At 66.1% G+C, this 26425-nt stretch carries 28 protein-coding genes; 13 read left to right on the top strand and 15 right to left on the bottom strand.

Annotation, left to right across the window (positions count from 1 at the left end; genetic code table 11):
• Positions 1–363: 363 nt before the first annotated feature.
• Positions 364–1053, top strand: coding sequence for a class I SAM-dependent methyltransferase (locus P0W64_RS13515; protein ID WP_275480642.1), 690 nt, complete (start codon positions 364–366; stop codon positions 1051–1053).
• Between the two features lie 151 nt (positions 1054–1204).
• Complete coding sequence (locus P0W64_RS13510) at positions 1205–2002, top strand: alpha/beta hydrolase (RefSeq protein WP_275480641.1); 798 nt, start codon at positions 1205–1207, stop codon at positions 2000–2002.
• Positions 2003–2151: 149 nt separating this feature from the next.
• Here the strand turns inward: P0W64_RS13510 and P0W64_RS13505 are convergent, their stop codons facing one another.
• Positions 2152–2775 (bottom strand): TetR/AcrR family transcriptional regulator, encoded by a 624-nt coding sequence (locus P0W64_RS13505; RefSeq protein WP_275480640.1) that lies wholly within the window; start codon positions 2773–2775, stop codon positions 2152–2154.
• A gap of 47 nt (positions 2776–2822) precedes the next feature.
• On the opposite strand from P0W64_RS13505, the gene P0W64_RS13500 reads away from it, so the two are divergent.
• A complete protein-coding gene (locus P0W64_RS13500; RefSeq protein ID WP_275480639.1) occupies positions 2823–3227 on the top strand; it encodes a hypothetical protein in 405 nt (134 codons plus the stop codon).
• A 216-nt stretch (positions 3228–3443) separates the two neighbouring features.
• Here P0W64_RS13500 and P0W64_RS13495 read toward each other — a convergent pair whose 3' ends face one another.
• Positions 3444–3995 carry a PadR family transcriptional regulator gene (locus P0W64_RS13495; protein ID WP_275480638.1) on the bottom strand — a complete coding sequence of 184 codons (552 nt, stop codon included), beginning with the start codon at positions 3993–3995 and terminating at the stop codon, positions 3444–3446.
• Positions 3996–4101: 106 nt separating this feature from the next.
• Between P0W64_RS13495 and P0W64_RS13490 the strand changes: the two genes are divergently transcribed.
• The 3 genes from P0W64_RS13490 (at position 4102) to P0W64_RS13480 (ending at position 5726) form a co-directional block, all read left to right on the top strand.
• On the top strand, positions 4102–4497 hold the full coding sequence (locus tag P0W64_RS13490) for a nuclear transport factor 2 family protein (protein ID WP_275480650.1): 396 nt from the start codon (positions 4102–4104) through the stop codon (positions 4495–4497).
• A 67-nt stretch (positions 4498–4564) separates the two neighbouring features.
• A complete protein-coding gene (locus P0W64_RS13485) occupies positions 4565–5182 on the top strand; it encodes a class I SAM-dependent methyltransferase (RefSeq protein WP_275480637.1) in 618 nt (205 codons plus the stop codon).
• Positions 5183–5312: 130 nt separating this feature from the next.
• On the top strand, positions 5313–5726 hold the full coding sequence (locus P0W64_RS13480) for a VOC family protein (RefSeq protein ID WP_275480636.1): 414 nt from the start codon (positions 5313–5315) through the stop codon (positions 5724–5726).
• A gap of 106 nt (positions 5727–5832) precedes the next feature.
• On the opposite strand, the gene P0W64_RS13475 is transcribed toward P0W64_RS13480, so the two are convergent.
• From P0W64_RS13475 to P0W64_RS13455, 5 genes are all read right to left on the bottom strand, one after another.
• The gene (locus tag P0W64_RS13475) at positions 5833–6453 is read right to left on the bottom strand and encodes a TetR/AcrR family transcriptional regulator (protein WP_275480635.1); all 621 of its coding nucleotides are present in this window, start codon (positions 6451–6453) and stop codon (positions 5833–5835) included.
• An 85-nt stretch (positions 6454–6538) separates the two neighbouring features.
• Positions 6539–8461 (bottom strand): alkyl sulfatase dimerization domain-containing protein, encoded by a 1923-nt coding sequence (locus P0W64_RS13470; RefSeq protein WP_275480634.1) that lies wholly within the window; start codon positions 8459–8461, stop codon positions 6539–6541.
• Between the two features lie 69 nt (positions 8462–8530).
• Positions 8531–8839, bottom strand: a complete 309-nt coding sequence (locus P0W64_RS13465) for a DUF202 domain-containing protein (RefSeq protein WP_275480633.1) — start codon at positions 8837–8839, stop codon at positions 8531–8533.
• Positions 8836–9192 carry a DUF202 domain-containing protein gene (locus P0W64_RS13460; RefSeq protein WP_275480632.1) on the bottom strand — a complete coding sequence of 119 codons (357 nt, stop codon included), beginning with the start codon at positions 9190–9192 and terminating at the stop codon, positions 8836–8838. Before P0W64_RS13460 ends, P0W64_RS13465 begins: the two co-directional genes overlap by 4 nt.
• 171 nt (positions 9193–9363) lie before the next feature.
• The gene (locus P0W64_RS13455) at positions 9364–10545 is read right to left on the bottom strand and encodes a helix-turn-helix domain-containing protein (protein WP_275480631.1); all 1182 of its coding nucleotides are present in this window, start codon (positions 10543–10545) and stop codon (positions 9364–9366) included.
• Between the two features lie 180 nt (positions 10546–10725).
• Here P0W64_RS13455 and P0W64_RS13450 point away from each other — a divergent pair, with 180 nt between their 5' ends.
• From P0W64_RS13450 to P0W64_RS13440, 3 genes are all read left to right on the top strand, one after another.
• Entirely contained in the window at positions 10726–11319 is a 594-nt protein-coding gene (locus tag P0W64_RS13450) for an HdeD family acid-resistance protein (RefSeq protein WP_275480630.1), read from the top strand.
• 49 nt (positions 11320–11368) lie between these two features.
• Entirely contained in the window at positions 11369–12247 is an 879-nt protein-coding gene (locus P0W64_RS13445) for a 3-hydroxyacyl-CoA dehydrogenase family protein (RefSeq protein WP_275480629.1), read from the top strand.
• A gap of 108 nt (positions 12248–12355) precedes the next feature.
• On the top strand, positions 12356–13648 hold the full coding sequence (locus tag P0W64_RS13440) for an amidohydrolase (RefSeq protein ID WP_275480628.1): 1293 nt from the start codon (positions 12356–12358) through the stop codon (positions 13646–13648).
• Between the two features lie 89 nt (positions 13649–13737).
• Here the strand turns inward: P0W64_RS13440 and P0W64_RS13435 are convergent, their stop codons facing one another.
• The 3 genes from P0W64_RS13435 to P0W64_RS13425 form a co-directional block, all read right to left on the bottom strand.
• Positions 13738–14769, bottom strand: a complete 1032-nt coding sequence (locus tag P0W64_RS13435) for an iron-siderophore ABC transporter substrate-binding protein (protein WP_275480627.1) — start codon at positions 14767–14769, stop codon at positions 13738–13740.
• Positions 14770–15037: 268 nt separating this feature from the next.
• Entirely contained in the window at positions 15038–15697 is a 660-nt protein-coding gene (locus P0W64_RS13430; RefSeq protein ID WP_275480626.1) for an alpha/beta fold hydrolase, read from the bottom strand.
• Positions 15698–16046: 349 nt separating this feature from the next.
• Positions 16047–16958 (bottom strand): MerR family transcriptional regulator, encoded by a 912-nt coding sequence (locus P0W64_RS13425; protein ID WP_275480625.1) that lies wholly within the window; start codon positions 16956–16958, stop codon positions 16047–16049.
• Between the two features lie 104 nt (positions 16959–17062).
• On the opposite strand from P0W64_RS13425, the gene P0W64_RS13420 reads away from it, so the two are divergent.
• Together P0W64_RS13420 and P0W64_RS13415 are read left to right on the top strand one after the other, a co-directional pair.
• A complete protein-coding gene (locus tag P0W64_RS13420; protein ID WP_275480624.1) occupies positions 17063–17605 on the top strand; it encodes a PaaI family thioesterase in 543 nt (180 codons plus the stop codon).
• A 72-nt stretch (positions 17606–17677) separates the two neighbouring features.
• Positions 17678–18190 (top strand): hypothetical protein, encoded by a 513-nt coding sequence (locus P0W64_RS13415; protein WP_275480623.1) that lies wholly within the window; start codon positions 17678–17680, stop codon positions 18188–18190.
• A 489-nt stretch (positions 18191–18679) separates the two neighbouring features.
• Here P0W64_RS13415 and P0W64_RS13410 read toward each other — a convergent pair whose 3' ends face one another.
• The 5 genes from P0W64_RS13410 to P0W64_RS13390 form a co-directional block, all read right to left on the bottom strand.
• Positions 18680–18904 carry a hypothetical protein gene (locus P0W64_RS13410; protein WP_275480622.1) on the bottom strand — a complete coding sequence of 75 codons (225 nt, stop codon included), beginning with the start codon at positions 18902–18904 and terminating at the stop codon, positions 18680–18682.
• A 784-nt stretch (positions 18905–19688) separates the two neighbouring features.
• On the bottom strand, positions 19689–20651 hold the full coding sequence (locus P0W64_RS13405; protein ID WP_275480621.1) for a DUF1254 domain-containing protein: 963 nt from the start codon (positions 20649–20651) through the stop codon (positions 19689–19691).
• 77 nt (positions 20652–20728) lie between these two features.
• Positions 20729–22036: an MFS transporter gene (locus P0W64_RS13400; RefSeq protein WP_275480620.1), complete on the bottom strand. Its 1308-nt coding sequence runs from the start codon at positions 22034–22036 to the stop codon at positions 20729–20731.
• A 368-nt stretch (positions 22037–22404) separates the two neighbouring features.
• The gene (locus P0W64_RS13395) at positions 22405–23643 is read right to left on the bottom strand and encodes a fatty acid desaturase (protein ID WP_275480619.1); all 1239 of its coding nucleotides are present in this window, start codon (positions 23641–23643) and stop codon (positions 22405–22407) included.
• A gap of 8 nt (positions 23644–23651) precedes the next feature.
• Positions 23652–24764, bottom strand: coding sequence for a ferredoxin reductase (locus tag P0W64_RS13390; RefSeq protein WP_275480618.1), 1113 nt, complete (start codon positions 24762–24764; stop codon positions 23652–23654).
• A 330-nt stretch (positions 24765–25094) separates the two neighbouring features.
• Between P0W64_RS13390 and P0W64_RS13385 the strand changes: the two genes are divergently transcribed.
• Positions 25095–26054 (top strand): aldo/keto reductase, encoded by a 960-nt coding sequence (locus P0W64_RS13385; protein ID WP_275480617.1) that lies wholly within the window; start codon positions 25095–25097, stop codon positions 26052–26054.
• Positions 26051–26425 carry a MerR family transcriptional regulator gene (locus P0W64_RS13380; RefSeq protein WP_275480616.1) on the top strand — a complete coding sequence of 125 codons (375 nt, stop codon included), beginning with the start codon at positions 26051–26053 and terminating at the stop codon, positions 26423–26425. The genes P0W64_RS13385 and P0W64_RS13380 overlap by 4 nt, the downstream gene beginning before the upstream one ends.

The following is a 26425-nucleotide window of genomic DNA, read 5'->3' as shown; positions in this document are numbered from 1 at the left end:
GCGATCGCTACTTCTGCTCACGGTCGTCGCCCTTCCGATCGATGGGTCGACCTCATGGTCGAGGACCTGACTCGACGCTATTGCACAGCAGTAAAATAGTCAACGGAGCCGTACCAGGGGCCGTATCATCGGCATAAGGCGACACAGGCGGCGACCGCGCCGACCAGCGACGACATAGCGGCCGGTACCGCGGATCTGCCCGCCGTCTGTGGCGTATCGGTCGACGACGCCCGCCGTAACCAGCCGAGACCTCAGTATCCGGCCGTGCATGAGAGCGTGCCGTAGGAGAGGAACGAGATGAGCCCGCATATCGCAATCAATGCCCGTGGCACCGACATCTTGGATGGTCGCCAAGTCCGCGCAATGGCCTTTGCTCCCGCCCGTAGGCAGCTGCTCGATCAGACCATGCACGACCGCGGCCTCGACGGCGCGGGAAGCCGCGCACTGGTCGTCGGTGGCGGATACTCACCGATCGCCGCCGACCTGCGCGATCGCGGTTTCGACGTCACGGCGGTCGACCCCTCCCCAGCCGCCACCGAGATCGCCCGCGCGGATACCCCCGGCGTTACGTTCCGCACCGCGCCTCCAACCGCTCTGGGCGTCGACTCGACATCCTTCGATCTCGTTTACGCGGCCGACACGCTGGAGATCACCGACGACCTCGACACCGTCCTGGCTCAGCTCTCCGACGCCGCCCGACCCGGTAGCACCGTCGTGCTGGATACCGTCACCGACACGGTCATCGCGAAACTGGTCTACCTGATCGCCTTCCCGAGATTGCCTTTCACTCGCATCATGCCCGCGGACCGGTATGTCTCGTCACGGCTGCGCAACCCGCGCGACCTTAAGCGGGCCTGCCGGCGTGCAGGCATGAACGTGGACAGCATCATTGGTTTCGAGCCGGCATCTCTCGCATCTCTCGTGCGCGCTGTGCTAGGCCGCCGCGCAGGCAGAATCACCGACGATGACCTCCCCGGCGTGGCCGGCTTCCATCTCGGGGAACGCGACCACGCACCCGTCGTAACCTACTTCGCTATCGCTACTGCGAGCTGATATCGATTGGGGCGCTGCGATACTCAAGGCGGCTCGACTCCGACGAATGTAACGCCACCTCGGTTCGTCCTCTCGGAATCGACGTCCTTGACCGCGCTATTTTACATGTGTCAAGCTAGTTGTGAGTTCAGTCGAGGCGAGGGAGTCGGCCGTGATCGCAACTATCGAGCGGGGAGAACCCAGCCCCGATCTTCCACCGCTGCTGTTCGTGCATGGCGCCATGCACGGAGCATGGGCGTGGGACGAACACATCCTGCCGTACTTCGCCGAACGTGGCTGGCACACGGTCGCGCTCGACCTGCGGGGGCATGGTGGCAGCCCCTCCGACAAGCCGGTGACGTGGGTGAGTATCGAGGAGTACCTCGCGGACATCGCGGAGGTGGCGGACCGACTCGAGCGGCCGCCCGTCCTTGTCGGACATTCGTTGGGCGGGTTCGTTGTTCAGCGCTATCTGGAAAGTCACCACTCGGTCCCGGCCGCTGTTCTGATCGGATCGACACCGCCGACCGGGGCGATGCGCCTGACGCTCCGTGCCACCCGGCGCGACCCGCTGAGAGCGGCGCGGGTGTTCACGACTTTCAAACTGCTACCGCTGTTCGGTCGGCCCGAGGCGGCGAGCTATTGGTTCTTCTCCGATGCCGCACCAAGCGACGAGATGAGCGGCTACATCGATCGGCTGCAGGAGGAGAGCTTTCGCGCGGTGCTCGACACCCTGGTGCGGCCGGTCCGCACCGGCCGTGTGGCAGCACCGCTGCTGTTGGTCGTCGGGTCGGACGATCGCACGGTTCCTCCCTCGGATCAGGAGATCGCAGCACGTAAGTACGGCCTCACCCCCGTCGTCATCGACGGTCTACCGCACGACCTGATGCTCGTTCCAGGCTGGGAACGGGCGGCCTCATGCATCCTCGACTGGCTCGAGACCGTGTGCGCCGGCGATCGGCGCGGCTGACAGTATCGACGGGCCGGTCAAGGATGCCGGAGTCGGCCGATCCAGTAACCTCTCCGCACGGCTCACGGACGGCGCCGCGGCAAGTCGCGGGCGTGAGCGATCGTGCCGCCCTGCGCGGTGCACCGACGCACGTTCTGCTGTTGCGCCCCTTATTCGGAGCTGGAGATGGCGTGCGCCACCCGTGCGATGGCTCTGCGGTGAGCCTCGGTGAGTTCCTCGGTGCGCCCGGTGGCTAGCCACTCGAGCTGGAGTCCACGGTGGATGGCGACGATCTCCGATGCGGTGAAGTCGGCGTTCGTGGCGTCCACCCCGGCGCGCTCGAGCGCGTCGCGGATCGCCTGTTGCGCCTCGGCGGACAGCTGGTCGAGGAGCTGTCGGAAAGTGTCAGGCTTGCGCAGGCTCATGACGTACGCCTCGTAGAACAGCAGCAGGAACGGCCTCGCCGTATCTGCGAGCGACGTCTGCCAGAGCGCGGCGGCGAGTCCTTCGACGAGCTCGCCGATAGATCCGCTTCCGCTGTCGCGCGCCTCGTCGCCGCCAGTCCCCGTCAGCAACGCCGCGACGTCGGCCAGGCCCCGCTCTCGTGAGCGGCGGATAACCGCGATGATCAGTTCCTCGCGAGAACCGAAGTGGTACAGCAGCGTACGCGGCGACACCCCGACCCCTTCGGCCATCGGCCGCAGCGTCAGGTCGCCGAGTCCAGTGCGCTCGACATAGTCACAGCACGCGTCGAGCAGTTCCCTCGTGCGATCGGGGTCCTTCGTACGGGCCATCCACACGTCCTCTTTCTTGACACGATCGTTTCAAGTATTCTCGGGTCATGACTACACGCACCATCAAAGCCCTCGCCACCGGTGTTGCGGTGTGGGTCGCCGCGACCGCCCTGCTGATCGTTCTCGGCGACACTCTCGTCCCCGCGGCCGGCACCCTACCGGTCCCGCTGTTCGTGGTCGCCGCAGCCGTTGCCGCATGCGTCGGCGCATGGCAGCTGTCGATCCTGTTCCAGAGAGCACACGACACCACACTCACGACGCGCCTTCTGTTCGGGGTCTGCGTCACCGGTATCGGCCTGCTGCTCGACGGCATTCTCATCGGAGCGTTCGGGGCGCACTACCCCCGGCTCGACCAGGCGCGGCAGGGCGTCCTCAGCACCGGACTCTACGTCGCCTACGCCGGCCTCCTCGCCGGAGCGCTCATCCCTGCGCAACGGAGTCACACCGAATAAGCGGTCCCCTACACCATCATCGACAGGTCTAGTGACGATGGCGCCGTTCGTCGTGGCGGGCTGCGGTCGTTGCTCGTGGTCCCCACTCGACGAGCCGATCCGGATGCGCGAGTTGGCGACGCAGCTGGGTTGCGACAACTCCTACGTGACGCTGGTCGTCACTCGGCTGGTCCTGCCGAGACGTCCACTGAACGTCCGGTAGGGCTCGGGTCGAGTTCAGGAGCGTTGATCGAGGATGCGGAGTGCGAGTGTGCACCAGCGGATGTTCTCGTGTTCGAAGGCGATGCCGCGGAGCAGGGTCAAGTAGGGGCCGATCCGATCGGAGCGCTCGAAGTAGGTGTCCTCGTCGCGGCCATCGAGCAGAACATCGCGGATGCGTTCGTATCTGTGGAGCTTGCCGCGGGCCAGGGTCGATCGTTCGTCGATAGCGTGCCGCACGGCGGCCGCGTTGCCTGCGTCGAGAGCCTGGACCATCACGAGGAGTTCGTCGCGGATGGCGGTCGGCCTGGGTGTGCCTTCGGTGAACGTGGCCAAGGCCTGCCCACCGCGAGGGGTGAGCCGGAAGACCCGCTTGTTGGGGCGCCTCTCCTGCTCGACCACCCGGGCCTCGATCAACCCGTCCGCCTCCAGCTTGTCCAACTCCTTGTAGAGCTGTTGGGGGGTGGCCACCCAGAAGTTCGCGACCGAGGAGTCGAAGCCTTTCGCGAGGTCGTAGCCCGATGACTCACCCTCGAGGAGAGCCGCGAGGATCGCGTTCTTCAAAGCCACCCACGCAGCATATTCGCAAGGTCCGGCACCAGTTTCTGGACATCGTCAGCCCCACCGGCACATACTCAACCACGCACCTATTCAACTATTTGATTATGGAGAGATGATGCGCGAGTTCCGAGAGGCCGTCGAATCCGGCGACCACGCACGGATCGAGGCCCTGCTCGCCGACGACGTCCGGTTCACCAGTCCCGTGGCCTTCAAGCCCTACGAGGGCAAGGCGATCACGGCCGCGATCCTGCGTGGTGTGACCCGTGTGTTCGAGGACTTCCACTACGTCCGCGAGATCGTGGACGGCCCCGAGTCCGCGCTGATCTTCAAGGCCACGATCGACGGCCGCGAGGTCAACGGCTGTGATTTCCTCCGCCTCGACGAGGACGGCCGGATCGAGGACTTCCTCGTCATGGTCCGGCCGTTGTCGGCCGCCAATGCACTGGCGGCAGCCATGGGCGCTCAGTTCGACCGGATCGCCGAAGAGGCGCGGGAGGCGATGGGCGCATGAACGACGGCCCCAGCGCATCCGTGCGCGGTAGGTAGGGCCGAACGCCCGGCCATGCGAGAGTGTTGGTATGACGCCGCAGCAGGGTTATGACGCGATGGCGGACCTCTACGCCGAGGCGGTGCCGACGGCCTACCAGTACCCCGTAGAGCGGCATGCGGTGGAGGCGTTTGCGGAGCGTGTGCTGACCAGTGGGTCCATGGGGGTCGTCGTCGATGTGGGCTGCGGAACGGGGCACGTCGCTGCCGACCTGACCTCGCGAGGACTCGACGTGATCGGTATCGATCCCAGCGTGTCGATGCTCGGCTATGCCCGCAGTGCCTATCCCGGCGTCGCCTTCGCAGAGGGCGATGCGTCCCTGACCGCCCTGCCCGATGGGACGGACATCGCCGCGATCATCGCTCGGTTCAGTCTGATCCACATCAGCCCAGAGCAGGTCATGGAGACTTTGCGGATCTGGGCTGCTCGCACGCACCCTGACACCCCCGTTCTCGTCGCCGCGCAAGCCAGCGACGCGCCCGGTGTGCCGTTGCCGTTCGACCATGCGGTTGCTCCCGCCTGGCGTTGGCACCCAGACGAACTGTCCCGTGTGCTCGACACGAACGGCTTCGCGGAGGAATGGCGAATCGTCTACCGCGACCAGAGCTATCGATTCCCGATGGTGCAGTTGCTCACCCATCGGCGGTGAGCATGCAGGTGCGGCAGCGCCGACTGGGCGTGACGGCGTGGCCGGGTCGTCGACCGTGCACATCGGCGGCTTGTAACGCGATCTCCCAGACCCTTGACCTCAATCGCGGTTGATGCCCCAGGCTGTCGCCATGACCTGCCGAATCTCGCCCACCGCCGCGCTGCGGATAGCGCGCCCGGTCCGTGACCTTGCCGTATCCGAACGGTTCTGGGTAGATGGCGTGGGAATGCTCGTCCAGTGCCGCATCGCCCCCGAGGCCGAGGGCGATCACGCGTTGTCGATGGTAGGGCTGCCTGGCGCGTCATGGCATCTCGAACTCGTCCACGACCCCGAGGCGGCGGAGGCGAACCCGCCCGGACCGGAGGACCTGCTCGTGCTCTACCTCGACGGCGCGGTATCTGATGAGCTGGTGGATCGGATCGTCGCGGCGGGCGGCACCGCGGTCGAGGCACGAAACCCGTACTGGAACCGTTGGGGCGTCACCATCGCAGACCCGGACGGATGCCTGCTGGTACTGAGCCTCCGCGGCTGGAGTGTCGATTAGCGGGCGCGCGGGCGGAGGCAACCGGTGGCCCGTAGGGGCCGCCGTACTCGGTGACGTGTACGTCACGGATGTCGGGGTGCCGGCTCTGTGGCGTCTGCTATTCGCTTCAAGCGCTCCCGTCGTCGGGTTGTGGCGGCCCGAGGAGAGACATGAGTATGCGGGTGATGGTCGCGTGTGTCGCGGCACGCGAGAGGCGTCGGCGTTCCTCCAGGTAGTGATGCGTGGACCATCCGATGGCCACGTCTATGCAGTCGAGTAGCTGGCTGTCGACGCCACGGTCGCTGGCGAGTTCCGCGGCGAACGTCCGTGTCAGTGCATCGCGGATCTTGTTCTCGCTGACGCGCATCCGCTGGTCTATCGCTGTCAGCCGGTGCATCTCGATCAGGCCCGCGAGGCGCGGGTTGCGCTGCAGCTCGAATATGTCGGCGCTCTGCCGGACCACGGCGTCGACCCGTTGGGGGAGGGGCAGGCTGGGGTCGATGTCACGGATCGTCCGTTCCACGCGTGTCGCCTGCTCGTCTGCGACCGCTGTCCGCAGATCGTCCAGAGTCGGGAAGTGAACGAAGACGCTGCGTTCGGATGTGCCGGCCCGAGCCGCGATTTCCTTGGTGGTCGGTGCGATCCGCCCTTCGCCTACGCGGCCTTCGGACAGCGCGTCGAGTGCGGCCGTTATTATCGCTCGGCGGGTCGCAACCGGATCACGTCGACGCGTGGCCCCGGGGCTCATTGCACCTCCATTTGGACGTCGTCGAGTCGAGTCTAGCGGTGGCACATACCGCTTCCGCCACGGGCGGACGGCCTCCTCGCGTCCGTTACGTCTCGGGCAGGGGCTGCCTCGGGGTGACGATGTCGAACGCGCGGTCGGGCCGGTCGAGCATGCTGAGCAGGTGCGGCAGTGTCGCCTCGTCTCCGTCGATCCGGATCTCGCCGGACTCCGTCGCCGCTGCGAGATCGGGCCCGGGGCGCAGGGCGCCGAACAGCGCCGGGCGGGTGCCGGTGACGGTTGTGTCCGGGCTCGGGAGGCCGTCGTCGTCGAATCGGTCGTGGTGGATCAGTACGCCGTTGCGCAACTCTGTGCGGTACGTCCGGTCGGCATCGGTGAAATGCCAGTCGATGACGATGTGTGAATGCCATGAGCGTGGGCCGTCGATATTGAGCGCGAGCGCGTCGAAGGTCTGCTCGACGGTCAGTGCCGATACGAAGGCGGTCGAGTTGCCCTGCGTCGGTGTCCCGCCGTTCCCGTGTCGGAGTTCGTGGGCACCAGTGAGGTAGAAGTTGCGCCAGGTGGCGTTCTCGGCGCCGTATCCGAGCTGTTCGAAGGTATTGGCCTGCAACGCTTTCGCGTCGGCGTTGGTGGGATCTGCGTACACGACGTAGTCGACGACCTGCGCGACCCAGCGATAGTCGCCTGCGTCGTACGCGGTGCGGGCCTTGCGCAGCACCTCGTCGGCGCCGCCCATGAATTCCACATGCCGCCGTGCGGATTCGATCGGTGGGTGTTGCCAGAGGTGTGCGGGGTTGCCGTCGAACCAGCCCATGTAGCGCTGGTAGATCGCTTTGACGTTGTGGTTGACCGAGCCGTAGTACCCGCGCGCGTGCCAGGCGGACTCGATCGCCGGCGGTAGCTGTATCGTCTCGGCGATCTCGATGCCGGTGTATCCCTGGTTCAAGCGACGCAGGGTCTGGTCGTGGAGGTACGCGTAGAGGTCGCGCTGGACGGACAGGTATTCGACGAGTCGGTCGGTGCCCCAGGTGGGCCAGTGATGCGAGGCGAACGCGACCTCCGACCGGCGCCCGAAGAGGTTGATCGCCTCGGTCAGGTACGTCGACCACACGTGTGGGTCGCGGACCAGCGCGCCGCGCAGGGTCAGCAGGTTGTGCAGAGTGTGAGTCGCGTTCTCGGCCACGCACAGTGCGCGGCGGTCGGGGAAATAGAAGTTCATCTCCGCGGGTGCCTCGGTGCCGGGGGTGATCTGGAAGACGATGCGGACTCCGTCGAGGGTCTCCTCTTGACCGGTGTGCGTGATATGGAGTGTCGGCGGGAGGAGACTGACGGTGCCGACCGACGTCGTCTGTCCGAGCCCAGCGCCGACCTGGCCCTTCGGCCCTCGCGGCAGGGCGGCGCCGTACATGTACCCGGATCGTCGTGCCATCGCGGTGCCGGCGTACACGTTCTCGGCTACTGCGTGCTCGAGGAAGCCGGTGGGGGCGAGGACAGGGCACCTGCCGGATTCGACGTCGTCGCGGGTGGTGACTCCCAGCGCTCCACCGAAGTGGTCGACGTGCGAATGGGTGTAGATCAGGCCGGTCACCGGCCGATCGCCGCGGTGCGTGCGGTACAGGGCCAGCGCGGCGGCCGCGGTCTCGGTGGAGATCAGCGGGTCGATCACCACGATGCCGGCGTCGCCCTCGACGATGGTCATGTTCGACAGGTCCAGTCCGCGTACCTGGTAGATGCCGTCGGTCACCTCGTAGAGACCCTGCTCGATCACCAACCCGCACTGCCGCCACAGGCTCGGGTGCACAGACGAGGGACAGGCATCCCGGAGGAACGCGTATGAGTCGTTGTCCCACACGGTGTTCCCGTTGCCGTCGACGACGGTGCCGGGTTCGAGTGCGGCGACGAACCCACGCCGAGCGTCGTCGGCGTCGCGGGTGTCGTCGAACGGCAGGGACGCCTTGGCGGCTTCAGCGGCTGCAACGACGTGCTCGCTCGGCTCGGTCGAACCTGTCATGTTCATAACTCCTTCGTCTTCTCGATGAGTTCTCGGTACGGGTAGGCAGATAGTCGGCAGGAGCTGCGGTCAGACTCCCGGCGCACGCAGGGTGACTGCTGCCGCGATCAGACAGACGAACACCGTCACCGCGCTGGTGATCCGTGTCGCGTTCCGCGCCGAGACCAGCTCGGCACGACGCAGATGCGTGCTTCGTCGAAGTCCCACGACGGCCACGGTCAGCAGGAGGACACCGCCGGCGAGCACGGCCGCCGATGCGGATGACCACCTGGCGTTCGCGACGTGGTTCACGAGGAGCAGAGCCGCGCCGGTCGCCGACAACACGGTCCGGCGCCATGCCAAAGCGGTGCGCTGCGCCGCCTCGAACGTGGCCGTCATCGGAAGATCACCGCGATCGCCGCGAACACGGAGACCACGGCCACACCGACCGTCAGCACACGCATCAGAGGGGTGCGCGGAAGGGGACGATCAGCCTCCATCGCTGCCTCCGTCCGGCTCCAGTGCCGGTAGGCGCCGCCAGCGACCGCCGCCGCCAGTATCACGCAGGTCACCGCTATCGCCCGCCGCAGGCCGCCGAGGTGCAGGGAGCCGACCAAGGTGTGCACCGCCACACCGCCTGCAAGCAGCGTCAGCGACGTTCGGATCCACGACAGGAACGTTCTCTCATTCGCCAGCGAGTACCGATAGTCGACGTGTGTGCGCGACTCACGGCCTTCCGCCTCGTCCGACAAGCCTGCGCTCCTTCGCTGGGGGCAACCGTTCGCCGCGCTGAATGGGGCCCCACCACATCGGTCCGATCGACGGTATGCGGCCGACGCACTATTGCATAGCCACTGTAATAGCGTGTGCCCCGTCGCCACAACACTTCGGGGTTCGCGCCCCTGCGGGGGCCGCCGAATCGGTCAGGTTTGCGGCAGACGCCTGTGGGCCTCGACCGCAAGAAGCAACTCGGCAAGGTCTCGTGGTCGGTGGATGTCGCGGTGGGTGTAGTCGGTGATGCGCCGGAGTCTGTACCTGATGGTGTTCGGGTGGCAGCGCAGTGCCTGAGCAGTCGAGGGGACCGACCCCGCATGTGCCGTCCACTGCTCGAGGGTGTCCAGAAGCACCTGTTGCGCGGGAGAACTCAATTCAAGGAGCTCGCCGAGCACCTGCTCGACGTAGCGATGCAGGACCGGAGGAGCGCTGACAGCGACGACTGCGTACGGAGAGGTGTCGAAGGCGATCACGCGATCGTTCGATGTGGTCGCACGTAGAGCCATGCCGGCGTAGTACAGCCCATCGGTGCCGGGGAGCGGACTCTGATAGATGGGGCTGACGCCGACGCGGCCGGTGGTGTGCCGTGTGAAGGCCCGGGTGACGGTCTCGACATCGGCGCCCGGGCAGAGAGCGACGATCCCCAGACTCGTGTCGCCGTCCGCACACCATGCGGTCGCGAGACCCTCGGTCCTCATGCGCCGTTCCCAAATCCACGGTTCGGGGCCGCCTGAAGCCGAGGCGACGACGAAGGGACCGTCGTGGGGTAGGCCAAGGGACTCGGCTGCGGACACGGGTGTGACCTCGGGTGGGAGCCTACCGTCGAGGAGCGCGCGTACCAGAGCTTCGCGCCGGTGCCGGTCACGCATGAGCATCTCGGTCGCCGATTCCGTGTACCCCTCGGTCATCGCGTCGGTGTACAGGGCCTGGTTCTGCCATGCTTCATCGGCTGCGCGTAAGAGGCCGTCGCGAGCTATATCGGTGTCGACGACCGCGGCGGCGATGCGATCCCACCAGAACCGGCTTCCCGTTCGGTAAGCCGCCATCACATCCGCGAGTGGCACGCCCTGCTCCGCTCGCCTACGACCCACGTCGTACGCCGGCGAAGTGTCGGGCAGGCCGGTGCCCATCGCTATCAGCGTGAATTCGGCTTGAGCTTTGCAGGATTGGAACAGGTCTGCGTCGGGTATCAATGCGCGGTTGCGATACACCGGCAGTACATCGCGGATGAGGGCCGCCTGGTCTGCGCAGAGCTGATCGAGCCGGGCGAGTAGTCGTGTTCCGATAGCGGCGAGCTTCTCCGACGAGGAGGCTGATCGCGGTGACGTCACCCGGGTGAGCGTAGAGGAGGCAGATGAGACCTGAGCGAATTGTTCGCAGGGACAGTCCCGCGTCGCCGGATTTTGTGTGTACGGACGTAGACCCGGAGCCGCCGCCCGCGGAATAGTGACGTTCGGATCCCGGCCGTCCGTGTCGGGTGTTCTGTAACCACCGAGCCAGGAGATCCGCATATGACCACTCCCCAGCAATTGTTCGAAGGCGGACGGCGTGCCGCTCCGGCACTCACTCGATTGGCCGCATCCGGATGGAAATGGCTATTGGCCCTGGGAATCGTCAGCGTACTCACCGGAGTGTTGGCACTCGTATGGCCCGGCGTGACGATCTTGGTGGTAGCGACGTTCTTCGGCGCCTACCTGCTGGTCAGCGGGATCCTTCAGTTGGTGTGGACATTTGCACCGCATCTATCCGCTGGTACCCGGCTTCTGTCGCTGGTAGCCGGTCTTCTTTCCATCGTTCTGGGCGTTATCTGCTTTCGCGACGTCCTACAGTCGATCGTCCTGCTGTCGATCTGGATCGGTGCGGGCTGGCTGGTCACAGGGATCTCACGGATAGTGCTCGCAGCGGACACGCCTCCCGGCACGCCCGGTAGAGGATGGGCCGCCGCGTTCGGGGTCATAGTGGCCCTCGGGGGATTGACGCTTATCACGGTCCCGCTGAATTCTATCGTGACACTCACCGTGGTCAGCGCTTGTTTCCTCGTCGCCGGCGGAGTCGTCGAGATCATCGAAGCATTCCATGTGCGCAAGATATCGTCGGCGCTATAACCGAGTGGCAGCGGCGGGGATCGTCTGACACAGAAGGGAGTCTCGAAACATGAAGTACGTACACACCTTCGACCGGATCGCCCGCCGGCCGGTGGCGGTGTTCGGCGCCGGGACACTCGGCCGCCGCATCGCGCTGATGTTCGCGACCCGCGGCGGCGAGGTCCGGATCTACGATCCCGATAAAGCGCAGGCCGAGTCGGCCGTCGAGTACGTCGCCGCCACATTGCCAGAGGTGATCTCCCAGCGTGGATCCGGTGAGCCGGGCGGTGCCGTGGCACACGACTCCATCGCCGACGCGGTCGCCGGCGCGTGGCTTGCGGTCGAGGCCGTGCCTGAACGCCTGGACATCAAGATCCCGCTGTGGGGTCGGATCGATTCCGTCGCACCGCCGGACACGATCTTCGCGACCAACTCGTCGTCCTATGCATCGCGGCTGATGGACGAGAACATCGAGGACAAGTCGAGGTTCTGCAACATGCACTTCTACATGCCGCCGGGTTCCAACGCTGTGGACCTGATGTCCGACGGTGAGACCGCGCGGGAGGCGGTGGATTCGTTGCTGACCATCTTGCCGGAATTCGGTGTCTACCCGTTCGAGGCGCGGAAGGAGAGCACCGGTTTCATCTTCAATCGGGTCTGGGCCGCGATCAAGCGTGAATCCCTGGAGGTGGTCGCCGAGGGCGTCGCTCGGCCCGAGGACGTCGACGCGATGTTCAGGATCAACTGGCATATGCCCGTGGGCCCGTTCCAGATGATGGACTCCGTCGGCCTGGACGTGGTGCTCGATATCGAGAACCACTACGCCGCCGAGAACCCGGACCTACCCGAGGGGCCGCGGCGGTTGCTGCGCCAGTACGTCGACGCAGGCGAACTCGGCCGTAAGTCCGGCCGGGGCTTCTACACCTACGATGAACCGAGTTCGACTTGATCATCAACATCGTTGGCGGAGAGGGCCTGCCAGCATTCATCGACTGGGACCAGCGACGGGACGGGCCACTACCGCTGCAAGCTCGAATCGTGAGAAGGGCGGTACCCAGTGACTGATCAGAGCATCTACGACGCGTTCGATGAGGCCGCGCGCGCCACCGCCGACCAGGTGATCGCGTGGCGCCATCAAATCCATCAGAACCCGGAACTGTCCAACCGCGAGGAGCAGACCTCGGCGTTGATCGCGGACCACCTGCGCTCTCTAGGGCTCGACGAGGTGCGTACGGGTATCGCCGGCCATGGTGTCGTGGGGGTGTTGAGAGGCGGGCAGTCGGGCGAGCGTGTCATCGCCCTGCGTGCCGACATCGATGCCCTGCCGGTCACCGACGAATCGGGTGTGTCGTTCGCCTCCACCGTGGTCGACGAGGACTACCCGGGAGGCCCGTTCCCGGTCGCGCACGCGTGCGGCCACGACTGCCACGCCGCCACGCTGATGGGCGCCGCGACGGTCCTCGCCGGACGGCGCGCAGGCCTGCCCGGCACCGTGCTGTTCGTGTTTCAGCCGGCCGAGGAGGGACCGCCGGTCGGCGAGCCGGGTGGCGCGCAACAGATGCTGGTCGAGGGCGCGCTCGACGACCCGCGGCCCACGATGGCGTTCGGTTTCCACGTCACGCCGTATCCCAAGGGCTCCATCGGCTACCGCGCGGGCAACCAGTTCGGTGCATCGTGTCTGATCAAGATCGTCGTCACGGGCATGCAGGTACACGGGTCTACGCCGTGGATGGGTGTGGACACCATGCCGGCCGTCGGTGCGATCCTCACCGGAATCGGCCAGCTCTACCGACAGATCAACGGCTTCGACCCGATCACCGTCAGCATCGGGCATATCGAAGACGTCGGGCGGTTCAACATCATCGGCGAGACCACTACGCTCTGGGGCACCATCCGCTGCGCGGTCGAATCGGACATGCCCGAGGTGCAGCGCCGTCTCACGACCCTGGCAGAGCACACCGCGCAGGCATACAACTGCACAGCCACCGCCGAGTACCTGCAGGACGTGCCCGCCGTGCACAACGCACCCGAGTGGGTCGAGGCCGGCCTCCCCACCTTCGAGCGCGTCGTCGGCGCCGACAGGGTGGCCCAGACCAGCGCGACCCTCGGCTACGACGACGTATCCGAATTCGTCAACAAGTACGGCGGGCTGTACGTGACGCTCGGTGTGCAGGACACCACGCTCGACGAGAACGGCAACCCGGTCCCGATCGACGGCGGCCGGGGCCTGGCGTTCAACCACAACCCCCGCTTCTACGCCGACGACGAAACTCTCGTCGAGGGCGTCCGGTTGCACTGCCACGTCGCCTACGACCACCTGAGCGGCATCCTCACGCCCGCTTCGCAGTGATCGCGTTGTCGCTCCCAGCCCACCGCAGGGGTCATCTCTGCGGTGCGGCCCCGAGCGTCGGTGACCTCATCGCAGGCCGAATCGCTCTGTCAGCCTTCGTTCTTTGCCGCCGCAGACAGCTGGGGCACGTACCTGTCCAGCAGCCACGACATGTCGAGTACGTTCGGCGAGCTGACCGCGATCACCATTGCCTTGTCAGTGATGGGGACGAACGCCTTTCGTCGCACCGAGCGAAGTGCGGTGAACGCGGTGCTCGCCTCTGTCGCTTGTAGTTTCGCCGTGTTGGGAAACCATGCGGTCAACACATCGGGGTCGTAGCCTGAGATGTTCTCCCACGACACGAGGGATGAGAACTTGCCGGGACCGGCGGATTCTCCGAGCTTTGCCACGGCGGGAAGAAGTGTGAACCCCAGACTCGTCAAGATCCGCACGCGGGAGTCCTCGCCGAAGTAGTAGCCCAGCCCGCCGTCTGCGATGCCGGTAGCGACTGCAACGGTCTTGCCGGTGAATTCGGGATGCTTGGCCTTGGTTTCGGCGACGAGCGCGTGCGTGCTGTCGACCAGGCCCTTCGCCTCGGTCTCCTTGCCGAGGGCTTTGCCGACCAAGGTGGCCTGGTCCTCCCACGACGTCAGCCAGTCCTTCCCCGGCTGCGCAACCGTGGGGGCGATCTTCGATAGCCGCTCATACTGTTCGGTCGTCAATCCGGAATTGACCGCCAAGATCACGTCCGGCTGCAACGCCGCGATCTTCTCCATGGGTATCGCATTGGAGTTGCGTGCCAACATCTCGGGTTTCGAGTCGCCGAGCTTGGACTTGACCCATGGGGTGATGCCGTCCGGGTCGTCTACGTCCGCATCCGGCATGCCGACGGGAATCGTTCCGAGGGCGATCGCCGCCTCGGTGCTGCCGGCTCCCAGGGTGACTACCCGCCGCGGCTTACTCTTGATCTCCGCTACGCCGCGTACCGACTTGATAGACACCGGAAAACCCGGGTCGGCGCCTGCCGATTCGGCAGCACCGCCGGGGTCGCTGGAACCGCAGGCGGTGGCGACCAAGGCTGTCGCGGCAACAGTGGCGATGAAAGCGACCGAGCCTCGCGCTCGACGGAGACGGGGTGTCACGGTTCATTCCCTTTCTCGAGTCCGCTGGACGGCGAACTCACTCCGCGAACCCTACTAGTGTGGTTAGGCTATCCGATCCGATAGCGGATAGGAGAGGCGCACCGCGATCGATTCCTGAGCGGGAAAAACGCTTCCGGTCACACGCCTTGAACGCCAGCACGGGTAGGACCACCGGGGGTGCAAGTCCTTCGCCTCAATCGCACGGGGATTCTGTGATCGGCAGGTCGAGTCGGCCGGAGGTGGTGGCCGGGGTAAGCGCCCCGGGTCGTCATAGGTCCGCGATCAGCCCCAGCACACGGTCCGGGCCGTCGTGCATGACGTTGTGGCGGGTCCGCCACGCGAGGTGCTCGATATGCGGGTCGGTGACGGCGCGGTCGATGGAGGTGCGCATCGGCGTGGGCGTCGGCCACTCGGTGGCCTCGACGTAGATCGCGCGGGGGACTCGGCGCCAGGCGCCGGTGAGTCGGACCGACTGGAACAGGGTGCCGAGCGGGTGCGGTCGTGCTCGGTCGTCGAAGAAGGGGAGCGGATCGACCACGTCTCCGCCGCGAGTGGCGGCGCCCGCGTACCAGTCGCGCTGTTCGTCGTTGGCGAGCGACCAGGCGTTGTCGCCGTCTTCGGGGAGGAAGGCGTCGAGGTAGACCAGGCAGCCGACCGCCTCTGGGCGCGCGTCGGCGGCGGCCGTGATCAGGAGGCCGGCGTAGCTGTGTCCGACCAACACCACGCCGGACGAGGCCGCGTCTACGGCCGCGACCACTTGGTCGATGTGGGTGTCGAGCACGATCCGCCGGTTCAGCACGGGTTCGTTCTCCAAACCGGCCGGTGTTATCGCGGTCGCCCGATGGCCACGGTCCTCGAGCGCCTCTACCAGCGGGTCGTACCACCATCCGCCGTGATTCATTCCCGGGACCAGGACGTAGTCGGTCACTGTGATGCTCCTTATCGCATTGCCTGAGTGCCTCCAGCGTGTGCAGTCCGCGCGCAGAAGTCCAACAGCTGGAGCGCATGGCGGTCAGAAGCAACGGTGATACTCGGCTCGGCTGTTCTACGCGCCGTAGACGTTCCTCGGGGAGCGACGGGCGCGTGTCTCGCCTGGTCCGATGGCCATCGATGCGCCGGCGCGACCACCTTTGGGGAACCGAACGAAGACGAGGTTCCGTTGCGCTTCGCGAGTCGAGGTCGCGACGTCCGCATCGCGGAGCCGGCGTTGCTCGCCTTTCTGGGTGGCGTGGGTCCCGAGAGTGATTGCAGAGGAGGATGTGTCTCCCCGCGAGCGATCAGGTCGGTGAACTCAGTGCGGTGAGGATCCATTCGTGGGTCTGGTGGGCCGTGATCGTGGATCCGAGTAGCCGCCGAGTGAGGATCCAGTACCGCCGTGCATCGCGGTCGAGGGCTGGTTGTTCGGCGAGGTGTTTCCGGAACGCGGGCGTGTCTCGTACCCCGCGCGCGTGGGCATGAGCATCCACGAACATGTCGAGTTCCGGACCGGGCGACGGAGCATTGCCTGCGAGTACGCGCGCGGCAGCCCGGTCGCAGGCATCCGCGATCCCGGTGATCAGAGCCGTCTTGTCTCGGACCGATTGTAGGTCTGAGCGCCAAATCCGCTGCGATGCAGTGGTTATCACCGCGGGGCGTGCGGCGAGTTCGACGAGTTCGGCGAAGTCGAGCACCGTTACCGGTGCGGCATCGACGGGCAGCGTCGGTACGTTCGCAGCAAGGAACCGTGCGAACACGGAGGGTGGTATCGCGGGCAGAACTCGCTGCCAACAGCCGGTCAGGGTGGTGTGGGCCGAGCGGTTGTCACGCACGGTGGCGAGAGCGGCCAGTCGCGTCGAGGACTCGACGGCCGGGGCCTGCTCCGCGGCGAGCAGGAGTGCGCGTCGCCACACCATGGTGTCGATGTCGGCGTCCACCGCCGCGCGCTGCTCGGTGATCGCCTCCGCGAGAGGACGTTCGCCGCGGACTACCGGCACGATCGCCGCCAGGCCGAGCCCTAGCGCTCGTAGGTGACGCACAAGCAGGAGTTGGTCCACGGCAACGGTCGGGTCGAACACCCGGTGGCCGCCGGACGTTCTGCTTGACTGCAGGATTTCGGTATCGCAGTAGAAGCGGATCGTTCGCACGGACGTGCCCGTTCGGCGTGCGAGGTCGCCGATCCCGATCGTCGCAGGTGGTGTGATGTCAGTCACAGTACGTTGAATCTCCACTCGACTGGAGCTCCTACGGTACCGGGCGGAGGATCGCCGTCCGGCGATTTCGGAACACGAGATATCAGACGGTTGAGAGGTACATGATGGGCGAGTACGTCGATGCTGTGGTGGACTTTGCCGATGGTTCGCGCGGTGTGGAGGTCCGTTGGCTACCTCCGATGGGTGCCGGCGGCATCGCGCGGATGAGCCCAGAGGAGAGGATCGCCGCATTGTCTTCCGGCGCCGTTCCGAATGCGCCGTTCCCGCAACTGCTCAATCTGCGCGTGACCGATGCCGGAGTGGGTACGGCAGTCGTAGAGCTGTGCCCGGACGAGCGACACACCAGTCCGGTCGGCCTGGTGCACGGTGGAGCGATCGCAACGATTCTCGACTCGGCGATGTGGTGCGCTGTTCAGCTGGCCGTAGACGACGACTCGGTGCTGTCCACAGTGTCGATCAACATCACCTTCCTCCGACCCATCGGAGTCGGACTCGGCGCAGTCCGCGCCACCGCTGAGACGATCCGGGTCGGGCGATCCGTCGCCGCGGCGCAGGCGCGGCTCGCCGACGCTCGTGGCCGTCTGTGCGCGCATGCTACTGCGAGTTTCGTGCGCTCGAATCACTTGCGGCGCTATCCATTCGGCTGACCTGACTAACACACCGCCGCGGCTCGAACGAACTCGCCGCGGCACTGGCGTGCTTCCACAGATGCTTGGTCTGTGGACGTGGACAGGTCGGCGATAGCGGCGGCGGCGAGTCGGGCCCTGGGCCTGCCCGAAGCGATCGAGGGCGGCTCCGGTTGGCTGGACAAGTACCTGTTGCAAACGGACCCGGTCGTGCTTGCCGGAATCGCGGAACTCATCGCAGCGCGGCTCCCGACCGATACCGAGGTCATCGCCGGAGTGGAGGTGGGCGGCATCGGTGTCGCCGCCGCGCTGGCGCTGCGGACCGGCCTGCCGTGGTCCGTCGCCCGACGGGGTAGCGGTGAGATCGGGATCTCCCGGGTGGTCGGGACCCCTGTGTCGGGCCGGCGCACCGTAATGGTCAAGGATGGCGTTCTCGGTGGCGGGTCGTTGCCGCCGTTCGCCCGGTCGCTCGCGGGTCTAGGTGCGGTTGTCACGCACGTAGCTGTCGGACTGTCGTGTCGACCGGATCTCGAGGAGGTCCTAGCGGTGCGGGGCGTCGCATCGATCGTCGCGTTGACCATGGAGGACCTGCGCGCTAGCTGGTGACGTGCGCCGGTGGGGTTACAAGCGTCCGCATGAGGGTGTTGACGCGATCGAGTCTTGCTCGAAGCTTGTGCGCGATGTCGAGGACTCCGAGTCGGAGGCGGCGCACAAGGCACGTCCGGCGTCGTGTTGGTCTCGGGGTGCAGATCATGGTGAATCGCGACTCGGCGCCACTGTGTTCTGCGCGCTCGGCGCGCTACTGGTGTTCTATGTTCTTTGCTTGGACAGCCCGCGCGTAGGTAGCTTCGGCGTCGCGTCCTCGCGGAGCGTGACGCCCCTCCCGTTGAGGGGACGAGGCGGCGGTGGCATTAGGTCGTGATCAGGTCTGGCTGGGGACGGTGGGCGGGCAAGCGGTATGAGGATCGTTGTCTTGTGGATTGGCGGCCTTACCGATGCTTATCCGCCCCCGACGCGAACTTTCGTGAACACGCCTGAATAACTATCACGCCGTACGTGGCAGGGTCTGCTGTCGCGGGGCCGCAGGCCGAGCCGTCAATTCCAACTCCCGCCGACGCCGCCGTCGATGTTGGTCGGGCCGACGTCCACGGAGCCGCTATATTCCGGCTCAAATCTGCGGCGCCACCGCCACTTCCGGCCGTGCCGTCGTCGGTCGATCTCCGCGAGCAGGAAACCGATCGGTACCACGACAGCGCCTGCGGCCAGAACCTGCGCACCGTACTCCGCGATCCTCAGCAAGTCGATCAGCAGGGTGTGCATGGCGCAACCTCCTCGGCGTCGGCCCGTAGCGCCGCTCCGGGCCCAGCTTAGACCGCCGCTTCGCCGTGGGCGACCGTCACGTCGTCTACCTAGCAGTCGGCGCGGATGATCGCGAGACGTTTCGTGCGCTCGATCCGGTGATGAGGTTATCGCCGGTGGGGTACCGACATACCGGGATCCTCGTTGTGACGTACGACGTCGACGGAGCCGTCGGGACCGCTCCTGACGGGAACCTGGCCGCCGACGGCGTAGATCCGCGAAGGTGTATCGACGAAGAAGTGCGCCCAACCCGGTCGTGGCGATATAGGCGCGCGCGGAGTAATCGGTCCCGTATGTGCCCGTCGGCGCGGTGGTCCAGCCGTCGACGGACACCGCATTCGGGTTCCACCCAGCTTTGCGACGACACGAGAGGGATTGGATCCGCGCTGCGACGCGTTCATCACGACGCTCTCCTCCGTGGCAGCGCGGTCGGCTCGCCACGCACTCAGTGGCGCCAGTGTCACCTCGTTCTGGATCGCGCGTACCGACGCCACGCCCTCGGGTCCCGTTCGCTGGTGCGGTCGAGCCATGCGCTCGTATACAAGGTGTCGACGTTCAATCGGAGCACGACGGTCGGCCGCCGATGGCAGCCGTCCGGCGTGGACCAGACGATTGCCTGGGCCGCTCGCCTGTCGCGTCGCGTCCATGAGCACAAGCGGATAGCCGACGAACACGTAGGCGTCGGCGGCGATCGACACCGTGATGGCATCGGGGCGGTCGTTCTCGTGTCGGTCGGTTCGCGTGCTCACGTTGCGGGCGGCTGTGCTCGGGTGTCGGTATCGACGGCCGGGAAGCTCCAGGTGCCGTCGAGGATCTCCGCGCGGGGCCGGTAATAGCGGATCAGGTAGTTCCAGCCTTCGGTCAGGGCCAGTCGGTTGGGCTGGTCGGGCGGCCCGCCGAATACGACGGTGACCGTGCCGTCTGAGTCGGGTACCGCTGTGACGCTGTTGACGGTGACAGGACCGTCGGAGTCCGGGTCGAAGTATCCGTCGGGCTGGTAGACGGAGACCGACCAGAATGCGTCCACCGGTACGTCGCGGACGCTCAGCGTGTACCGGCCGATCGGCAGATTCGGGTAGACGGCCTCGTAGAACGCCTCCTGTTCGGGCAGGCCACCCCATCCGACGGCCGCGCCTAGCAGGTGGCGTACCGGATCGACGGCATCGTGGCTACCGAATGCTCCACGTGAGCCGCCGCGACCGTACCTGGCGAGTTCGAGCAACGCGTTGCGGACGGCGTCGAGTGATTGCTGCTCGTAGTCGGGGCTGGTGAACGGACGGGCTGAGTCGGCCCGGATGCGCAGCCGATCCTGCAACGCGTTTGCTGCGGCGACGTCGTCGGGGTCGCCTGGATCGACGAAGATCCGCGCGAGCACCGCCGCGAACCGGCTGCCGACCTGGTCTTCGGTGATGGTGTATTCGCCGCCGTCGTGGTAGAGCCCGACGATGTAGTGGTCCTGGCTGATCACGGCGACGGACAGGTATCTCCCGCCACTGCCTGGCAGCGTCAGCGTGGCACCGTCGGAGACGTCGATGATCGCCGAACTGTAGAGGGTGTCGCGGTTGGTCCTGATGACCCGCTGGTCGTCGAGTGCAGCGAGCCCACGCCGGTGAACCCAGCTGTTGATGCCGGCCCCGACGAGCTTGTTCGCGAAGTAGCGGTCGCTTTCCGCTCGAACGAAGTTGTCGAGGTGAACGGGCACGGTCATATTCGCCTCCTGCATCTGTTGCCGTGCGATTCTCGGTCGCGTTGCGATGTCGATGTGCTTGCTTGGCCGCGCCGGTCTCACCGTTGTAGATCGAACCGTCGGGCGTCCGCATCGGGGTGTAGGGCGGCGGCACTGACTGCACCGCACACTATGAGGATCACCCCGGCGATCAGGAAGACCCGGGTGAAGGCCGCTTCGGGGCCTCCTGCCGCGTCTATCACCCGACCGGTGACGACCGGCGCCACGACTCCGGTGAGGGTCGTCACCGCGGTTGCGGTAGCCATCACCGCACCGCGCTGCCGCACCGGGCTTATCCGCCCGCACATGAGGAACGACAGGGGATAGAAGGCGCTGGGCAGACCGAAAGCGATCGCGACGAGGACGATCAGGAGCGGCCCGCTCGTGTGGCCGGCCGCGATTGCAGCGACGCCCGCGATCAGCACCGTCACTCCCGCCGTGACACCGAGTGCCAGCCGTGCGCTGATTCCGCGCCGAATGAGCCGCTCGGACACGAAGGGCACCGCAAGGATCGCCACGGCAGCAAAGACGCTCGGGACCGCCACGAGCAGTGCGGTCTTGCTGGTCGAGTACCCCCGGCCGCGCTCGAGAAGGGTCGGCAGCCACGCGGTGGCCACGGCAAGCGCCCAGTAGGCGCCCATTCCCCCGATGAGACCGCCCAGCCACGTACGTGACGTGAACAGGCGTCGGTGGCTGACGACGTGTTCGTCGATCGGATCGGTTGTGAGACCCACGGCCCCTGACCGATATGTGCGGTACGGTCCCTCTTTCCCGATGACAGACCATGCGGCGGCCCAGAGCAGTCCTGCGACCGCCAAGACGGCGAAGGCCGACCGCCAACCGTGATTCGTGATGAAGTACGTCAGCGTCGGTGCGGTGACGGCCAGCCCCAGGGCGCCGCCCATCGTCGTGAGCGCCGTGGGTACTGCCCGGGACTGCTCCGGGAACCACTTCTGGACGGCGTGTGCCGCTATGGGTGCGGTCGGGCCTTCGGCGCCACCGAGTGTGATGCGGCTCAGATAGAGCATCGGCACGGCGGCGAGGATCAGGATCGGGAGGGTCGCCAACGACCACAGCAATGCGATCACACCCAGGATCGTGGTCGTCGAGACCCGATTCGAGACGAAGCCGACTACGAGGGCCGACAGGCTGAACAGAAGGTAGAAGCTCGACGAGACAGCCCCGAACCGCGTCGCATCGAGCCCCATCTCCTCCATCAAGGGTTTCGCGGCGAGCCCCATGACCGCCTTGTCTCCGAAGTTGATCATCATCAACAGGACGATCATCGCGACGATGGCCCACGCTCTGCCGCGTGAGCCCAGCTGCGACCCCGGAATGGCGGGTTCGCTCCGCGGAATCGTCGTCATCTCGGTCATCCTCCCGGCCTGCGGTCTGCGAGGGGCGCTCCGGCCGAACAATCATGGACCAGCGCGCCGACATCTCGCCCTATTCCACTCATGGTGATCGCCTCGGCGGCTCGGGAGCGATGAAGTTCGACGCGCACGACCACTCGAGCCCTGTCCGCCGCCGCCGCTGCCGCGGCCGTAGGCGTCACCTTTATGGCCGGAAGTGGAACCGACTCTGCGGCAATGCCCTTCCGGCTCAACAGCTAGGTGACTACGCCGACCTTGCCTTCATCGCGGACGTCGGTCGCGGCCGCGTCAACGTACCGACGTGCCGCTCCTGCCGGCCTCATGAACGGAGCCGATGAGCGCTCCCGTCGCCGCTCCGGCGCTCAGGCGCTGCGGACCGGAGCGGTGCGCAGCTCGCGCAGCGCCGTCCGTAGCCCCCGTCGGTGACCGGTCACCGGGTCGTTACCGAAGTGCCGTTGCATGCCCTCCCGGATGCTGAACCGGAGCTCCGAGGCGGTCTCCGGCGCATCATCTGATGTGGCCTTCAGTAGGGCGTTGGGCACCGAGAGCTTCAGGATCGTGCGGAACGACTGGAAGTATTGGTGCAGCAGCGATCCCGTGGTGTACGGCAGGTCGTACTTCTCGCACAGCGCGCGCACCCGGACCCCTATCTCCTCGTAGCGGTTACTCGGCAGATCGGGGAACATGTGGTGCTCGATCTGATGGCTGAGGTTGCCGCTCATGAAGCGCATGACCGGGCCGGCGCGGAAGTTCGCCGATCCAAGCATCTGCCGCAGGTACCAGCGAGGCTGATCCTCGCTCTCGTACTCGTCGACGGTGAACTTCTCCGCCCCATCGGGGAAGTGACCGCAGAAGATCACCATGTAGGCCCAGTAGTTGCGGATGATATTGGAGGTGAAGTTCGCCGTAAGCGTGGTGCGCCACCGCGGTCCGGCCAGCGCGGGGAAGATCGCGTAGTCCTTGACGGCCTGCTTGCCGACCTTGCGGCCGATGATCCGCAGATCCTTGGCTGCCTGCGCGTGTGTCTTCTCCTTGTTGCGCAGCTTCTCGGTCTCGATGTGGTGCAGGGCTACACCGACTTCGAAGAAGGTCCCGAGAAGCAGGTTGTAGACGGTGTTGCCCACGTTCCACCATTCCCAGTCCTGGTCGCGGGTCACGCGCAGGATGCCGTAGCCCACGTCGTCGTCCATGCCGACGATGTTGGTGAACTTGTGGTGCACGAAGTTGTGGGAGTGCTTCCACTGTGCACTTGGGCAGGTGTTGTCCCACTCCCAGGCAGACGAATGGATCTCGGGGTCGTTCATCCAATCCCACTGGCCGTGCATGACGTTGTGGCCCAGCTCCATGTTCTCCACGATCTTGGCCAACGAGAGTGCGGCAGTACCCAGCAACCACATCGGGCGGCGGTCGGAGAACATCAGTGCCACACGGCCGCCGGCCGCCATGGCACGTTGGAAGGCGATGGTCCGACGGACGTAGCGGGCATCCCGCTCCCCCCGCGAGTCCTCGATGTCCCGACGGATCTCATCCAATTCCGCACCGAGCGCTTCGATGTCGGCGTCGGTCAGGTGGGCGTACGCATCGATATCAGTGATTGCCACGTTCTCTCCTACAGGTCGATGGAGCATTCGCCGGAGACGCTGCTGACACAGGTCTGGATTCGGTCGCCTTCTCGTCGTTCCTCTCCGGTTCTCAGGTCTCGCACGTAACCGCCGGCGAGCTGCACCACGCACGTCTGACAGATACCCATGCGGCACCCGAAGGGCATCTGTACTCCCAGCTCCTCGCCTGCTTCGAGAAGCGTTGTGGCACCGTCGATCTGTGTCGTCTTGTTCGACTTCACAAAGGCGACTTCGCCGCCCTCACCGCCACGGTCGGTGCGCGCGATGGCAAACCGCTCGATGTGCAGGTTCCCTCGCACGCCCGCGTCGTCGAACGTCTTTTCCGCATCGTCGAGCATCGCCACGGGGCCGCAGGCCCAGCACTGCCGTTCGCGCCAGTCCGGAACCATGTGGTCGAGGTCTGCGAGGTCGAACTTGCCGTTTTCGCGGGTCAGCTGCATCTTCACCGAATACATCGAAAGGTCCTGTGCGAGCTGTTCGATCTCGTCGGCGAAGATCACATCGTCGCGAGTAGGGGCGGAGTGGATATGCACGACATCAGTGGCGGCGTTCTTCCTCGACAGCGAGCGGAGCATCGACATCACCGGGGTGATGCCGCTGCCGGCCGTGAGGAACAGGATCTTCGCTGGGAGTGGTTCGGGCAGGTAGAAGTCGCCCTTCGGAGCCGCGAGTCGGATGACGGTCCCAGGCTCGACACCGTCGACGAGGTGGGACGACAGGAACCCATCCGGGTTCGCCTTGACGGTGATGGCGATGGCCTTGTCTCGAGTATCACCGAACGACGTCAAAGAGTATGAGCGCCAGTGCCATCGCCCGGCGACCTGTAGGCCGATGCCGACATACTGGCCCGGCTTGTAGGAGGCGGGAAACCCCCAACCGGGGTGGATGACGACGGTGGCCGAGTCCTCTGTCTCCCGCTTGACGTCGATGACCCGGCCGCGGAGCTCGCGGGCGGACCAGAGGGGATTGATCAGATGTAGATAGTCGTCGGGCAGCAGCGGGGTCGTCGCACGGGCCACCAGGCCGCGCACGACGTTGACCTCCGGACTGCGGGCATGCACCTGGGCTGCAGGTCGCTTGCTCCATTTGAGCAGATCCACTGGATCTCCTTAGCTGAGTCATCGGCTGTAGTGAACAACTGTACACCGACCGGCTGTGGCTAAGGTCACGTCCGTCGGTTGGCATGATGTGCGATGGACGCACCGTTCTCCAGTTTCTCGCTGGTAGACCGGGTATCCGGTGTGCGCGGAACCGCGCTGACCGCAGCTCGACGGCGCAGTCGTGCGACGGTTTGCCGTTCTCCGGTTGTCGTTCACACTCGTCCTCGACCCCGCGGTCGACCGATGGTGACGAGAGCGCGGGATTCAGGCCGAACATCGATGGGCAGTCGGGTTGACTTGGACCACGGTCCAGGTCCGAGCATGGTTCGCGTGACGAGCGACGATCAGGTCACCCGCGGTGCGCAACCTCGCATGACCCTGGGGACCATGTACTTCGGAACGACTGTGCCGCAGGACGTTGCCGAACGCATCCTCGACGAGGCGTACGACTCCGGCGTCAGGTCGTGGGACACGGCCAACAACTATGCGTTCTGGGTCCGCGGCGGGTCGGGCGACGAATCCGAGCAGTGTCTGGGGCGGTGGTTTCGGCGGCATCCCGAGCGGCGCGATGAGATTTCGTTGGCAACGAAGGTGGGTGCCCGCCCTCGTCCCGGCGCCCGGGATCTCGACGAAGCGCTCGGCTTGTCACCCGCTGCGATCGATTCCCAGCTGCGCGCCAGTCTCCGGAGATCGGCCGCCGATCACGTCGACCTCCTGTACGCCCACATCGACGACACCACGGTCCCGTTGGCCGACACGCTCGGGGCGATGGAAGAACTCCGGCAGGCCGGGCTCGTCCGCCGTATCGGCGCGAGCAACCTGACCGCGTCGAGGCTCCGCACCGCAATCGAGGTGGGCGGTCATGGGGGAGGCTACCGATTCCTCCAGCAGCGGTTCAGCTACCTGTGGCCGGCCGCGGACGCGGACATCGCCCCTCACGTGTTGCTCGACGAGGCGGTGGTCGCGGAGTGCAGCGCGGCCGGAATAGCCATGCTCGGCTACTCCCCGCTGCTGTCCGGCGCATACACGCGGGCGGACAGGCCGCTCCCATCCGGATACGCGACACAGCACTGCAACGCGATGCTGCAGTCCCTCGCCGATGTCGCCGCCTGGGTGGGTCTCGACATGGGCCAGACGGTGCTGGCCTGGATGGGGCAGCGGAGCACGCCCGTCTGGCCCGTCGTCGGGGTCTCGACACCCGAGCAGCTGAGGTCCGCCGTCACGGCGGTGGAGACCAGACTGCCGGACGATGCGCTCGCGGCCCTCGACGCTGCCAGGATGGAGCAATGAGCGATGGCCATCCCATCGGTGCAGTCGCGGAGAGAGTCGGACTGGACTCCGACACCCTCCGCGACTACGAGCGGCGCGGCATCCTGCCGTGTCCTGCACGCGACGGGACCGGGCGACGACGGTACACCGACAGCGACATCCACCTCATCGAGGTGCTCCTGCATCTGAAGGAGACGGGCATGCCGCTCGCGGACATCGCGGACTTCACCCGGTATGCCGCGGCGGACCCGGACGGAGTTCCCGAACGCCTGCGTATCCTGCGCGAGCACCGTCTACGCATACGCGCCAAGCGCCGCGAACTCGACGACGCGCTCGTCCTCGTCGATCGCAAGATCAGCGACTACATGCGCAGGCCGCCCGCGGCGCCCTGA

This window comes from Tsukamurella sp. 8F, from assembly GCF_029167375.1.
GTDB lineage: Bacteria > Actinomycetota > Actinomycetes > Mycobacteriales > Mycobacteriaceae > Tsukamurella.
This window is presented reverse-complemented; position numbering and strand designations above follow the sequence as displayed.